Origin of the sequence: Mesorhizobium sp. WSM4904 (assembly GCF_029674545.1) — a bacterium.
GTDB lineage: Bacteria > Pseudomonadota > Alphaproteobacteria > Rhizobiales > Rhizobiaceae > Mesorhizobium.
Genome location: NZ_CP121354.1, coordinates 4,408,884 through 4,421,009, shown reverse-complemented (window position 1 = coordinate 4,421,009; position 12,126 = coordinate 4,408,884). Strand labels below are relative to the sequence as shown.

15 protein-coding genes are annotated in these 12,126 nt (G+C 62.9%); 2 read left to right on the top strand and 13 right to left on the bottom strand.

Annotated elements, in window-relative coordinates; genetic code table 11:
- Positions 1-3: 3 nt before the first annotated feature.
- The 11 genes from QAZ47_RS21260 to eno form a co-directional block, all read right to left on the bottom strand.
- Entirely contained in the window at positions 4-459 is a 456-nt protein-coding gene (locus QAZ47_RS21260; protein WP_278230616.1) for a type II toxin-antitoxin system RatA family toxin, read from the bottom strand.
- A gap of 9 nt (positions 460-468) precedes the next feature.
- Complete coding sequence (gene lipA, locus QAZ47_RS21255) at positions 469-1,434, bottom strand: lipoyl synthase (RefSeq protein ID WP_278233839.1); 966 nt, start codon at positions 1,432-1,434, stop codon at positions 469-471.
- A gap of 130 nt (positions 1,435-1,564) precedes the next feature.
- Positions 1,565-1,822: a GlsB/YeaQ/YmgE family stress response membrane protein gene (locus tag QAZ47_RS21250; RefSeq protein WP_059188542.1), complete on the bottom strand. Its 258-nt coding sequence runs from the start codon at positions 1,820-1,822 to the stop codon at positions 1,565-1,567.
- 120 nt (positions 1,823-1,942) lie between these two features.
- On the bottom strand, positions 1,943-3,388 hold the full coding sequence (lpdA, locus tag QAZ47_RS21245) for a dihydrolipoyl dehydrogenase (RefSeq protein WP_278230615.1): 1,446 nt from the start codon (positions 3,386-3,388) through the stop codon (positions 1,943-1,945).
- Positions 3,389-3,416: 28 nt separating this feature from the next.
- Positions 3,417-4,055 carry an SGNH/GDSL hydrolase family protein gene (locus QAZ47_RS21240; RefSeq protein WP_278230614.1) on the bottom strand — a complete coding sequence of 213 codons (639 nt, stop codon included), beginning with the start codon at positions 4,053-4,055 and terminating at the stop codon, positions 3,417-3,419.
- Between the two features lie 133 nt (positions 4,056-4,188).
- Positions 4,189-5,559: a pyruvate dehydrogenase complex dihydrolipoamide acetyltransferase gene (locus tag QAZ47_RS21235; protein ID WP_278230613.1), complete on the bottom strand. Its 1,371-nt coding sequence runs from the start codon at positions 5,557-5,559 to the stop codon at positions 4,189-4,191.
- Positions 5,560-5,562: 3 nt separating this feature from the next.
- Positions 5,563-5,850, bottom strand: coding sequence for a hypothetical protein (locus QAZ47_RS21230; protein WP_278202643.1), 288 nt, complete (start codon positions 5,848-5,850; stop codon positions 5,563-5,565).
- A 12-nt stretch (positions 5,851-5,862) separates the two neighbouring features.
- The gene (locus QAZ47_RS21225) at positions 5,863-7,257 is read right to left on the bottom strand and encodes a pyruvate dehydrogenase complex E1 component subunit beta (protein ID WP_278230612.1); all 1,395 of its coding nucleotides are present in this window, start codon (positions 7,255-7,257) and stop codon (positions 5,863-5,865) included.
- Positions 7,258-7,272: 15 nt separating this feature from the next.
- A complete protein-coding gene (gene pdhA, locus QAZ47_RS21220; protein ID WP_278230611.1) occupies positions 7,273-8,319 on the bottom strand; it encodes a pyruvate dehydrogenase (acetyl-transferring) E1 component subunit alpha in 1,047 nt (348 codons plus the stop codon).
- Between the two features lie 175 nt (positions 8,320-8,494).
- Positions 8,495-8,818, bottom strand: a complete 324-nt coding sequence (locus QAZ47_RS21215; protein WP_278230610.1) for a septum formation initiator family protein — start codon at positions 8,816-8,818, stop codon at positions 8,495-8,497.
- Positions 8,819-8,977: 159 nt separating this feature from the next.
- Positions 8,978-10,252 (bottom strand): phosphopyruvate hydratase, encoded by a 1,275-nt coding sequence (gene eno, locus QAZ47_RS21210; protein WP_278230609.1) that lies wholly within the window; start codon positions 10,250-10,252, stop codon positions 8,978-8,980.
- 199 nt (positions 10,253-10,451) lie between these two features.
- Here eno and QAZ47_RS21205 point away from each other — a divergent pair, with 199 nt between their 5' ends.
- Positions 10,452-10,574, top strand: a complete 123-nt coding sequence (locus QAZ47_RS21205; protein WP_278077365.1) for a hypothetical protein — start codon at positions 10,452-10,454, stop codon at positions 10,572-10,574.
- Between the two features lie 63 nt (positions 10,575-10,637).
- Here QAZ47_RS21205 and QAZ47_RS21200 read toward each other — a convergent pair whose 3' ends face one another.
- On the bottom strand, positions 10,638-11,003 hold the full coding sequence (locus QAZ47_RS21200) for a PRC-barrel domain-containing protein (protein WP_278230608.1): 366 nt from the start codon (positions 11,001-11,003) through the stop codon (positions 10,638-10,640).
- 85 nt (positions 11,004-11,088) lie between these two features.
- Complete coding sequence (locus tag QAZ47_RS21195; RefSeq protein WP_278230607.1) at positions 11,089-11,292, bottom strand: dodecin family protein; 204 nt, start codon at positions 11,290-11,292, stop codon at positions 11,089-11,091.
- Between the two features lie 142 nt (positions 11,293-11,434).
- Here QAZ47_RS21195 and QAZ47_RS21190 point away from each other — a divergent pair, with 142 nt between their 5' ends.
- Positions 11,435-12,124, top strand: a complete 690-nt coding sequence (locus QAZ47_RS21190) for a hypothetical protein (RefSeq protein WP_278230606.1) — start codon at positions 11,435-11,437, stop codon at positions 12,122-12,124.
- The last annotated feature ends 2 nt before the right edge of the window (positions 12,125-12,126 follow it).

Genomic DNA, 12,126 nt, shown 5'->3' with positions numbered 1-12,126 from the left:
GGATCAGGCGGGCTTTGTGCCATAGATTACGTCCGCCCGCTTTTCGAAGGCTTCGGAGAACATGCGGAAGGCACGGTCGAACATCGTGCCCATCAGCGCGCCGAGGATGCGGCTCTTGAATTCGTAGTCGATGAAGAAATGCACTTCGCAGCCACCGTCGGCCGGGTCGAAGCGCCAGATGTTGCTGAGATATTTGAACGGGCCGTCGATGTATTTGACGTCGATGGCTTTCTCGTCGGGCTTGAGCAGGACCTGGGTGGTAAAAGTCTCGCGGATCGCCTTGTAGCCGATGCTCATGTCGGCGACGAGGATAGTGCGGCCGTCGCGCTCCTTGCGAGAGCGTACGGTCAACGCTTCGCAGAGCGGCAGGAATTGCGGATAAGCCTCGATATCCGCCACCAGCGCGAACATCTGTTCCGGCGTGTAGGCGACGCGGCGGGTGGCTTCGAATTTCGGCATCTAACCCGGTCAGCTGGCTTTTTCGAGCTGGGCCTCGCGCGCCGCGCGCAACCTGGCGAAATCCTCGCCGGCGTGATGCGAGGAGCGCGTCAGCGGGCTCGACGCAACCAGCAGGAAGCCCTTGGTCTTTCCGATCGTCTCGTAGGACTTGAACTCGTCCGGCGTGATGAAGCGGATCACCGGATGGTGCTTCTTCGAAGGCTGCAGATACTGGCCGATGGTCATGAAGTCGACATTGGCCGAACGCAGGTCGTCCATGAGCTGCAGCACTTCGTTCCGTTCCTCGCCCAGGCCGACCATGATGCCGGACTTGGTGAAAATCGACGGATCGAGTTCCTTCACGCGCTGCAGCAGGCGGATCGAATGGAAGTAGCGAGCGCCCGGGCGGACCGTCAGGTAGTTCGACGGAACGGTTTCCAGATTGTGGTTGAAGACGTCGGGCTTGGCCGCGACGACGATCTCCAGCGCGCCATCCTTGCGCAGGAAGTCGGGCGTCAGGATCTCGATCGTCGTCGAAGGGGCGGCCACGCGGATGGCATGGATGACGTCGGCAAAATGCTGCGCTCCGCCGTCGTCAAGATCGTCGCGGTCGACCGAGGTGATGACGACGTGGCTGAGGCCCATCTGCTTGACCGCATGGGCGACACGCGCCGGCTCATCCGGATCGAGCGCTGTCGGGATGCCGGTGGCGACGTTGCAGAAGGCGCAGGCGCGCGTGCAGATCTCGCCCATGATCATGAAGGTGGCGTGCTTCTTGTCCCAGCATTCGCCGATGTTCGGGCAGCCGGCCTCCTCGCACACCGTCACCAGCTTGTTCGATTTCACGATCTCGCGCGTTTCAGCATAACCCTTGGAAACCGGCGCCTTGACGCGAATCCAGTCCGGCTTGCGCAGCACTTCCTGGTCCGGCCTGTGCGCCTTTTCGGGATGCCGCGGGCGCGGCGCGTTGGCTATCGTGTCGAGAACAGTGACCATCTCTAACCCTTTGCGGCCGCTGGCATCGCGGCCGCCTATGTGCGTCATCTAGGACTTTTCGGAGCAAAGAAAAAGGCCGCGCCGGCGCATGCCGCCACGGCCATTTCACATGGCGGTTTATTCACGCGGCTCAGCGGCGCACCAGCCGCCCAACAAAGATCAGCAGGCAGGCGCCGATGAAGCCGGTAATCAGGTAGGCCACCCAGCCGACGCCGAATGACTGGATGTTGAGAGCCTGCAGGATCGCGTTCAACACCACCGCGCCGACGATGCCCATGATGATGTTCATGAAGATGCCGGTGTTGCTCTTCATGACCATCTCGGCGAGCCAGCCCGCCAGACCTCCGATGATGATGGCTGCGATCCAGCCGACGCCATTCAAATGCATATGCCAACTCCTCCTGTGCCAGGTGGACGTGCATCCGGATGTGAGCGGCCTTGCCGTCAGGATTCTCCGGCTGCCGAATATGAGTCTCGCGCAGCCAATCTATCATCGATTTGCGATTTATCATGCGTTCAAAGCGCGGCCATAGGCGTCGAGCACGCTTTCCTTCATCATCTCCGACAGCGTCGGATGCGGGAAGATCGTGTGCATCAGCTCTTCCTCGGTGGTCTCCAGGTTCATCGCCACGACGAAGCCCTGGATGAGCTCGGTCACTTCGGCGCCGATCATATGCGCGCCGAGGAGCTGGCCGGTCTTCTTGTCGAAGACGGTCTTGATGAAGCCCTGGTCCTCGCCGAGCGCGATGGCCTTGCCGTTGGCGCCGAACTGGAATCGGCCGACGCGGATGTCCTTGCCTTCGGCCTTGGCCTTGGCTTCGGTGAGGCCGACAGATGCGACCTGCGGGCTGCAATAGGTGCAGCCCGGGATCTTCAGCTTGTCGATGGCGTGCACGCCCGGGAAATTGGCGATTTTCTCGATACAGACCACGCCCTCATGCTCGGCCTTATGCGCAAGCATCGGCGGCCCCGCCACGTCGCCGATGGCATAGATGCCGGGCACATTGGTCTTGCCGTGGCCGTCGACGACGACGCAGCCGCGGTCGGTCTTCACGCCGAGCGCCTCGAGGCCAAGATTTTCGATGTTGCCCTGCACGCCGACGGCCGAGATCATGCGGTCGGCGGTGATTTTTTCCACCTTGCCGTCCTTCATCTCGACATGCGCGGTGACCGAGTTGGCGCCCTTATCGACCTTGGTCACCTTGGCTTCGAGCAGAATCTTCATGCCCTGCTTCTCGAATTGCTTCTGCGCGAATTTGGAAACCTCCGCGTCCTCGACCGGCATCACCGCCGGCAGCAATTCGACCACCGTCACCTCGGCACCCATGGTGCGATAGAAGGAAGCGAACTCGATGCCGATGGCGCCGGAGCCCATCACCAGCAGGGACTTCGGCATCTCCTTCGGCACCATCGCCTCGAAATAGGTCCAGATCAGCTTGCCGTCCGGCTCGATGCCGGGCAGCGCACGCGGCCTTGCGCCGGTCGCCAGGATAATGTGCTTGGCGGTGTAGGTGCCCTCGCCCTTTACGCCTTTCGGCACCGGCGGCTGCGGCTCCATCGGCTTCTTGGCTGTCTTGGACACCACGATCTCACCCGGCTTTGTGAGTTTCGCCTCGCCCCAGATGACGTCGACCTTGTTCTTCTTCATCAGGAAGGCGACGCCGCCATTCAGCCTGAGCGAGACCTTGCGCGAACGGTCGACGACGGCGGCCGTATCGGGGCTGACCTTACCGTCGAGCTTCAGGCCGTAATCCTTGAGGTGGTCCGAATAGTGCATAATCTCGGCCGAGCGCAGCAGCGCCTTGGTCGGGATGCAGCCCCAGTTGAGACAAATGCCGCCGAGATGCTCACGCTCGACGATCGCCGTCTTGAAGCCGAGCTGGGCGGAGCGCACCGCAGTGACATAGCCGCCGGGGCCTGAGCCGATGATGATGACGTCGTAGTTCTCAGCCACGGGTTTTTCTCCCTGATCTTTCTCGGGGTTAGAGTGAGAGCATCACACGCACGAGCGGCGCCAGCGACTGGCCTATCCGGCGCGTGTTTTCCGCATCGAGATGGACACCGTCGAGCGGCGTGGTCGTCGCCACGCTGCCGGCATCGAAGAAGCCACAGCCGGCCTCGTCGGCAAGCGTGGAATATTGCGGCGCCAGCCGTTTCGAGGCATCGTCGCCGCCGGCGAACATTTCCTTGAACTCGGCATTGTCGGTGCGGGTGACGGCCGGCGGCGCGACGATGAGGATCTGCGGCGCCTGCCAGTCGAACGGATAATCGTGACCGCGCACGATATCGACCAGGCGCTGCATGCCCTGCTTGGCCGCAACGGGATTGCCGTGGATCCAAGGCTTCATGTCGTTGGCGCCGAGCATGAAGATGATCAGGTCGAGCGGCGCGTGGCTGGTCAGGACCGTCGGCAGCGTCCTCGCCCCATTCCGGTCAGCCCCGGCCAGGTGATCGTCGAAGGCGGTCGTGCGGCCGTTCAATCCCTCGGCAATGACCTCAATGCCGTCGCCCAGTGCTGCCTTCAGCACACTCGGCCAGCGATCTTCCAGCGCGTGGCGGCCGAGGCTGGCGGCGTCATAGCCCCAGGTCAGCGAGTCGCCATAGCAGAGGATTGTCTTCATGCGGTTGCCCCAACCCCGTCGAAACCTGACCACGAGCACCTGACGCGCCAGCGCGCGACCAGCTCGCCAGCGGGATCGGAAACGATGAAGGCGAAAAGGCCGGCGAAGATTTTCCGCACCGCCTTTTCCCTTCCTAGACCAGCATGCCCATCGGGTTTTCGATCATGCGCTTGAAAGCGCCGAGCAGCTCCGCCCCAAGCGTGCCGTCGACGGCGCGGTGATCGGTGGACAGCGTCACCGACATCACGGTAGCGATCTTGATCTCGCCTTTCTTCACCACCGCGCGCTCCTCGCCCGCGCCCACCGCGAGGATAGTCGCGTGCGGCGGGTTTATGACGGCAGCAAAATCCTTGACGCCGAACATACCGAGATTGGACACGGCGGTCGTACCGCCCTGGTATTCCTCGGGCTTCAGCTTGCGGCTGCGGGCGCGGCTGGCGAGGTCCTTCATCTCGTTGGAGATGGTGGACAGCGTCTTTTCGTCGGCATGGCGGATGATCGGCGTGATCAGGCCGCCGGGGATCGACACGGCGACGCCGACATCGGCGTGCTTGTGCTTGACCATGGCGTTGTCGGTCCAGGAGGCGTTGGCGTCCGGCACCGCCATCAGCGCCATGGCCATCGCCTTGATCACCATGTCGTTGACCGAGAGCTTGTAGGCGGGAACCTCGCCCTTCTCGGTCTTCTTCATCGGCGCCGCGGCATTGAGCTGCGTGCGCAGTGCCAAGAGCGCGTCGAGCTCGCAGTCGAGCGTCAGGTAGAAATGCGGAATGGTGCTCTTGGCCTCGACCAAGCGGCGCGCGATGGTCTTGCGCATATTGTCGTGCGGCACGAGCTCGTAGGAGCCCTCGGCGAACAGCTTCAGCACCTGATCGTCCGACATCGGCTTTGGCGCGGGGGCGGGAGCGGCCGGTGCACCCGCGGGAGCCTTGGCGGCAGGCGCCGGCTTGGCGCCGCCGGAAGCGATCGCCGCCTCGACGTCGGCCTTCACCACGCGGCCGTGCGGACCGGAACCGCTGAGCGCCGCCACGTCGACGCCGGCATCCTTGGCGATGCGGCGGGCAAGCGGCGACGCGAACACACGCTCGCCGCCCGCGTGGCCGTTGGCGACCGGAGCGGGCTCGGCCTTCGCCGGCGCGGGCGCCGCGGCTGCCGGCTTCGGCGCTTCCTTGGGAGCCTCGGTTTTCGGGGCTTCCGCTTTCGGCGTCTCCGCCTTGGGTGCGGCCCCGCCGTCGGCTTTTGCAGCCGCACCGGCATCCTCGCCTTCACCTGCCAGGATAGCGATCACGGCGTTGACCTTGACGCCTTCGGTTCCGGCCGGAACGACGAGCTTGGCGACGGTGCCTTCATCGACGGCCTCGACTTCCATCGTCGCCTTGTCGGTCTCGATCTCCGCGATCACGTCGCCGGGCGAAACCTTGTCACCTTCCTTGACCAGCCACTTGGCGAGATTGCCCTCTTCCATCGTGGGCGACAGGGCCGGCATGGTGATGTTGATTGGCATCGCTCACTCCTGAATGAATTTGAACAGGCCGCGCATGACCGTCAGCGTGGCGACGATGAAGACCGGCGGCAGGACGCCGAAGTGGAAACTGCTTTTGGTCATTTCCAGGCTCATCATGCCGCCCGTCTGGTCGACTTGGGCAGAGCCGGTCGCGACGGTTGCGAGAACAAGCGAAGCGACGCCGCTGAGCATCAGCAGGATCGCATCGAACTTGCCCGTCATGGAGCGCACCAGAAAAGCAATCCCGACTGTGGGCGCGACGATAGCAGCCAAGACCCAGAAGGACGGCATTGGCGTCGCTCCCTATCGATAGGTGACGGCTTTGACTGCCTCGACGACCTCGCCGACATTGGGCAGGGCGAGCTTCTCGAGGTTCGCCGCATAGGGCATCGGCACGTCCTTGCCGGCGATGGTGATCACAGGCGCATCGAGGAAGTCGAAGGCGCGCTGCGAAACCTGGCTGGCGATGTGGTCGCCGACCGAGCTCTGCGGGAAGCCTTCCTCCACCACCACGAGCCGGTTGGTCTTCTTGACCGAGGCGATGACGGTGTCGAAGTCGAGCGGGCGGACGGTCCTGAGATCGATGATCTCGGCATCGATGCCCATGCCGCGCAGCTCGGCTTCCGCCTTGACCGCGTAGGTCATGCCGATGCCGAAGGAGACGATGGTGACGTCCTTGCCCTGCTTGTGCACGCGCGCCTTGCCGATCGGCAGCACGAAATCGTCGAGCTTCGGCACGTCGAAGGACTGGCCGTAGAGGATTTCGTTCTCGAGGAAGATGACCGGGTTCGGATCGCGGATCGCCGCCTTGAGCAGGCCCTTGGCATCGGCCGCCGTGTAAGGCATCACCACCTTCAGGCCGGGGATATGGCTGTACCAGGCGGCATAGCACTGCGAGTGCTGGGCGGCGACGCGCGCGGCCGCGCCATTCGGGCCGCGGAACACGATCGGCGCGCCCATCTGGCCGCCGGACATATAGAGCGTCTTGGCGGCCGAGTTGATGATCTGGTCGATCGCCTGCATGGCGAAGTTGAAGGTCATGAACTCGACGATCGGCTTCAGGCCGGCCATCGCTGCCCCGACGCCGACGCCGGCAAAGCCGTGTTCGGTGATCGGTGTGTCGACCACGCGCCGCGGCCCGAATTCCTGCAGCAGGCCTTGGGTGATCTTATAGGCGCCCTGGTACTCGGCGACTTCCTCGCCCATGACGAAGACGTCGCCGTCGCGGCGCATCTCTTCGGCCATCGCGTCGCGGAGCGCCTCGCGCACAGTGGTCGACACCATCTCGGTGCCGGCGGGAACGTCCGGGTCGGCGGCAATCTCGGCCTTCGGCGCGGCGGCGACGGGCTGCGGCTTGGCGGGAGCCTCTTCCTGCGCAGCAGGCGCCGGCGCTGCGGCGGTTTCAGTCTTGGCAGGCTCTTCGCCGATGCCTTCGCCAGCCTTGTCGACGTCTTCACCGTCGACCGCAAGCACGGCGATCACCGCGTTCACCTTCACGCCTTCGGTGCCGGCAGGAACCACGATCTTGGCGAGCGTGCCTTCATCCACGGCCTCGACTTCCATCGTCGCCTTGTCGGTCTCGATCTCGGCGATCACGTCACCGGCGACGACCTTGTCGCCTTCGTTCTTCAACCACTTGGAAAGATTGCCCTCTTCCATCGTCGGCGAGAGCGCGGGCATGAGAATTTCGATCGGCATGTCCTTGCCCTCCCCTTAACGCAGCACGTCGGTCCAGAGCTCGGACGGATCCGGCTCGGCGTCGTTCTGAGCGAATTCGGCGGCATCGGCGACGACGTCGCGAACCTCCTTGTCGATGGCTTTGAGCTCGTCTTCGCTTGCCCACTTCTTGTCGAGCAGCCGCACCCTCACCTGCTCGATCGGATCACGCTCGGAGCGCATCTTCTGCACTTCCTCCTTGGAGCGGTATTTCGCCGGATCGGACATCGAGTGGCCGCGATAGCGATAGGTCTGCATTTCGATAATCAGCGGGCCGTTGCCGGCGCGACACCATTCGGCGGCGACGTTGCCCGCGGCCTTCACGGCGCGGACGTCCATCCCGTCGACCTGCATGCCTGGAATCTTGAAGGAAGCGCCGCGATGCGAGAAATCGGTCTCGGCCGACGAGCGGGAGACCGAGGTGCCCATGGCGTAACGGTTGTTCTCGATGATGTAGATCACCGGCAGCTTCCAAAGCGAAGCCATGTTGAAACTTTCGTAGACCTGACCTTGGTTGGCGGCGCCGTCGCCGAAATAGGTCAGCGAAACATTCTTGTTGTCGCGGTAGCGGTTGGCGAAGGCGAGACCGGTGCCCAGCGACACCTGCGCGCCGACGATGCCGTGGCCGCCGTAGAAATGCTTCTCCTTGGAGAACATGTGCATGGAGCCGCCCTTGCCCTTCGACAGGCCGCCGCGGCGTCCCGTGAGTTCGGCCATGACGCCGCGCGGCGACAGTTCCATCGCCAGCATGTGGCCGTGGTCGCGATAGGCGGTGATCATCTGATCGCCCTCGACCAGCGCCATTTTCATGCCGGTGACGACGGCCTCCTGGCCGATGTAGAGGTGGCAGAAGCCGCCGATGAAGCCCATGCCATAGAGCTGGCCGGCCTTCTCCTCGAAGCGGCGGATGAGCAGCATGTGCCTATAGGCGGAAAGCTCTTCTTCCTTGGTGAATTCGACCGGCTTGGGGGTGGAAAGGACCGACGATTTGCCGTCGGATCTGGATTTGGACTTGGCAGGCGCTTTTCTGGCGGCGGTGGCCATGCATCACTCCCTGTTGGCGTCTCTTCGCGGACATTCAGGGAGAGCGACCGTCTCCCCACCGATTTGAGCGAGGCTAACACGCAAGGATGCATTGCGCCATGCTGAAAAATGCATGGCTGGCATGCATCTAAGCGGTTAGAATCATTGCAAATAAATGCGATTAACCGAATTCCGGTTATTTCGCAGGCGCAGGCAGCATTATGGTGATTTCGTCGGGCTGGGACAGATTGAGCGCCTTTCGGGCCTGCTCGTCAAGCATGTCCTTTTCCAGCGTGCCCTCATGCATGAGCTGGACACGACGTTCCAAGTCGACCCGGCGCGCCTTGACGGTGTCGAGCTGGGCCTGCAGTTCGGCGGCCTGGACCTGCAGCCGATATTTGGAATAGATGCCGAACTCGCCGTGATAGGCATGGAAGCCGAAATAGGCCAGGAACAGCACGCAGAGCGACGGAATGATCAGCCTGCCGGTGTTTCTCTGCTTGTGCTGACGTGTCCACATGACCCGAAACCCTCGCTGCCGCGAACGCAAGCGGCTATCCGAATCTTTTCGCCCAATTGTGCTTAATGGACGGTTACGACCAATCGGACGCGAGGTCTGAAAAGAACGAAAAGGGCGGGAATGACCCGCCCTTTTCATGGTTCGAAAAAGATACCCGGATCAGCCCTTGACCACCGACTTGCCGGCATAGCGCGCCTGCTTGCCGAGCTCCTCCTCGATACGGATGAGCTGGTTGTACTTGGCCATGCGGTCCGAGCGCGACAGCGAGCCGGTCTTGATCTGTCCGCAATTGGTCGCGACCGCGAGGTCGGCAATGGTCGAATCCTCGGTCTCGCCCGAGCGATGCGACATGACGGCGGTATAGCCCGCCTTGTGCGCGGTCTCGACGGCGTCGAGCGTTTCGGTCAGCGAGCCGATCTGGTTGACCTTGACCAGGATGGAATTGGCGACGCCCATGCGGATGCCGTCGCGCAGCCGCGCCGTGTTGGTGACGAAAAGATCGTCGCCGACGAGCTGAACCTTCTTGCCGATCAGGTCGGTCAGGACCTTCCAGCCCTCCCAATCGTCCTCGGCAAGGCCGTCCTCGATGGTGATGATCGGATAGTCGGAAGCGAGCTTGGCGAGGTATTTGGCCTGCGCCTTCGGATCGCGGGTCTTCTTCTCGCCCTCATAGACGTAGTTGCCGTCCTTGAAGAACTCGGTGGCGGCGCAGTCGAGACCGAGCGCGACGTCCTCGCCCGGCTTGAAGCCGGCCTTCTCGATCGATTCCATGATGAAATCGAGCGCCGCCGGCGCGCTCTTCAGGTTGGGGGCGAATCCGCCCTCGTCGCCGACATTGGTGTTGTGGCCGGCGTCCTTCAGCTTCTTGCGCAGCGTGTGGAAAATCTCCGAGCCCCAGCGCACGCCGTCGCGCAGCGTCGGTGCGCCGACCGGCAGGATCATGAATTCCTGGAAGTCGATCGGATTGTCGGCATGGGCGCCGCCATTGATGATGTTCATCATCGGCACCGGCAGGATGTGCGCCTTGGTGCCGCCGACATAGCGGTAGAGCGGCAGGCCGGCGGCCTCCGCGGCGGCCTTGGCGACCGCCAGCGACACGCCTAGGATGGCGTTGGCGCCGAGGCGGCTCTTGTTCGGTGTGCCGTCGAGCTCGATCATCGTCTGGTCGATATGGATCTGGTTCTCGGCCTCCATGCCGCCGATCGCCTCGAACAGCTCGCCGTTCACGGCCTCGACCGCCCGCTCGACGCCCTTGCCGAGATAACGCGGCCCGCCGTCGCGCAGCTCGACCGCCTCGTGCGCGCCGGTCGAGGCGCCCGACGGCACCGCGGCGCGGCCCATCGAGCCGTCTTCCAGCACCACGTCGACCTCGACGGTCGGATTTCCACGGCTGTCCAGGATTTCACGCCCGACAATGTCGATGATGGCGGTCATTGCGATGTCCCCGATTGATCGATTGAAGCGTCGCGCCCCTCTTAGCCAAAGCACCGCAAAAGGCAATCGGGCCGCCCGCAAATATTGCCGGCGCCATGATTCACGAAGCGCAAATTTCTGTCATCATAAGTCATGCGCATGACCGACCCTTCTGAACTATGATCGGGTTCGCGCGGGGCGAAACAGGAGGAGTTTCGCCATGTCCCAGTTGAGCGGTATCGTGAGTTTGTTTCTGATTGCGGCGGCGTTCCTGACTTCATGCGACAGTCAGAAACCCCAGCAAAGCTCGATGGAGCTTTCTACCCTGCGCGCGGCCGAGTAGAGGTCCAGAAACGCGAAGGCCCTCGGATTTTTCCGGGGGCCTTTCGATTCCGTTGCTTGACGGTCAATGCCAATAGGGCGCTACGTGGTAATACTCGAAGGATGCATCGCGCGCCGCTTCGCCGTCGGCGCCGGTCAATTCCTTGATCGAGTACGCGGGCGCCGCCTTGAGCTGGTCCTTGGTGAAAGGCACGACGTAGCCGCCCTTCTCCGCGTCATAGTCGAGGCTCGCCCATGGAATGGCGTGATATTTCTCGCCCATGCCGAGGAAGCCGCCGAAGCCGATGACGGCGAACATGATGCCGTTCGACATCTTGTCGAGCATGACGTCCTCGACGCTGCCGATGCTGCTGCCCTCGGTGTTGTAGACCGACGTGCCGATGACGCGCGAGGCGGCAATGGCTTCGGTGTGCCCAGACGGGGTGGTCATTGTGGTGCTCCTCTCAGGTTGAATGCCTGTTTTGACAATGAGGGGAGCGAACGAAGGTTCCAGACTTTTCCGCTGGCGCCTGATCCTAGTCGGTGAGGATGAAGGTCACCTTCATGTTGACCCGATAGGCGGAGATCTTGCCGTTCTCGACCACGATCTTCTGGTCCTGGATCCAGGCGCCTTCGACGTTCTTCAGGATCTTTGCGGCGCGCGCGATGCCATTCTCGATTGCGTCCTGAAAGCTTTTGTTGGACGACGACGTGATCTCGATGACCCGGGCGACAGACATGGCTTCCTCCTGCCAAAGCACTCAGTTGCGGAGAAGAGCGCACAGCCGGCGGTTGCCAGCGACAAGCCAGACGAGGTTGCGGGCATGCTGCCATTGCCAGCCGGCCGCACTGCATGGCAATGTCGTGTCAGGGGAGCTGGGGATGAGCGGACAGCGCGGTCGGCGGCAGGCTACGGTGCAAGCACCGGCACCAATGGTCGACGCCAACTCTGCCAATGCCTTCAGCGGTTATTTCTTTGCCGGCGCGATGGGCCTGATCGGCATTTTGATCGTCTGGTATTTCGAGCTTCCGCTCAATTTCGACGTCACCGATCGCGAATTCAATCCGCTGATCTTCGTCCCGGTCCTGTTCATGCTCATCGCGCTCTACTCGCTGCTGAAGGCGATCCGCGACACCTTGCGGGTTCGCAAGTTCGGCATGACGACATTGGCCTGCGGGCCTGCAATCGCCGGCGGGCGCTTCGAAGGTTCGTTGCGATCAAGCCGCGATCTGACCCCGGGCGGCGACTACAGGGTGCAACTGCAATGCATCCGCACCTATCGGGTCGGAGGGCCGGTCGTGGTCACCAGCGGGACGCAAAAGTCGACCTACAAGGATGAGCTCAGGTGGCAGGAAACGGTCGTCGTGCCGAGCGCATCCATCCGGTCGAGCGCAGGCATTCCCTTCGCCTTCCAGATACCGCCCGATGCGCTCGCTTCCAAAGGGCCGCCGATCTACGAGCGGGTGCATGGCAATGTGCGATGGATCCTGACCGTCACCGCCCCTATGCGGGGACTGGACTACTACGCCGTCTTCGCAATCGACATGCGGGGTGCCGGCCGTAGCGAATGATG

Excerpts from the sequence above, each read along its gene's own strand:
- QAZ47_RS21260 (WP_278230616.1), bottom strand. The coding sequence starts at position 459 with ATGCCGAAATTCGAAGCCACCCGCCGCGTCGCCTACACGCCGGAACAG.
- lipA (WP_278233839.1), bottom strand. The coding sequence starts at position 1,434 with ATGGTCACTGTTCTCGACACGATAGCCAACGCGCCGCGCCCGCGGCAT.
- QAZ47_RS21250 (WP_059188542.1), bottom strand. The coding sequence starts at position 1,822 with ATGCATTTGAATGGCGTCGGCTGGATCGCAGCCATCATCATCGGAGGT.
- QAZ47_RS21240 (WP_278230614.1), bottom strand. The coding sequence starts at position 4,055 with ATGAAGACAATCCTCTGCTATGGCGACTCGCTGACCTGGGGCTATGAC.
- QAZ47_RS21235 (WP_278230613.1), bottom strand. The coding sequence starts at position 5,559 with ATGCCAATCAACATCACCATGCCGGCCCTGTCGCCCACGATGGAAGAG.
- QAZ47_RS21230 (WP_278202643.1), bottom strand. The coding sequence starts at position 5,850 with ATGCCGTCCTTCTGGGTCTTGGCTGCTATCGTCGCGCCCACAGTCGGG.
- QAZ47_RS21225 (WP_278230612.1), bottom strand. The coding sequence starts at position 7,257 with ATGCCGATCGAAATTCTCATGCCCGCGCTCTCGCCGACGATGGAAGAG.
- pdhA (WP_278230611.1), bottom strand. The coding sequence starts at position 8,319 with ATGGCCACCGCCGCCAGAAAAGCGCCTGCCAAGTCCAAATCCAGATCC.
- QAZ47_RS21215 (WP_278230610.1), bottom strand. The coding sequence starts at position 8,818 with ATGTGGACACGTCAGCACAAGCAGAGAAACACCGGCAGGCTGATCATT.
- eno (WP_278230609.1), bottom strand. The coding sequence starts at position 10,252 with ATGACCGCCATCATCGACATTGTCGGGCGTGAAATCCTGGACAGCCGT.
- QAZ47_RS21205 (WP_278077365.1), top strand. The coding sequence starts at position 10,452 with ATGTCCCAGTTGAGCGGTATCGTGAGTTTGTTTCTGATTGCGGCGGCG.
- QAZ47_RS21200 (WP_278230608.1), bottom strand. The coding sequence starts at position 11,003 with ATGACCACCCCGTCTGGGCACACCGAAGCCATTGCCGCCTCGCGCGTC.
- QAZ47_RS21195 (WP_278230607.1), bottom strand. The coding sequence starts at position 11,292 with ATGTCTGTCGCCCGGGTCATCGAGATCACGTCGTCGTCCAACAAAAGC.
- QAZ47_RS21190 (WP_278230606.1), top strand. The coding sequence starts at position 11,435 with ATGAGCGGACAGCGCGGTCGGCGGCAGGCTACGGTGCAAGCACCGGCA.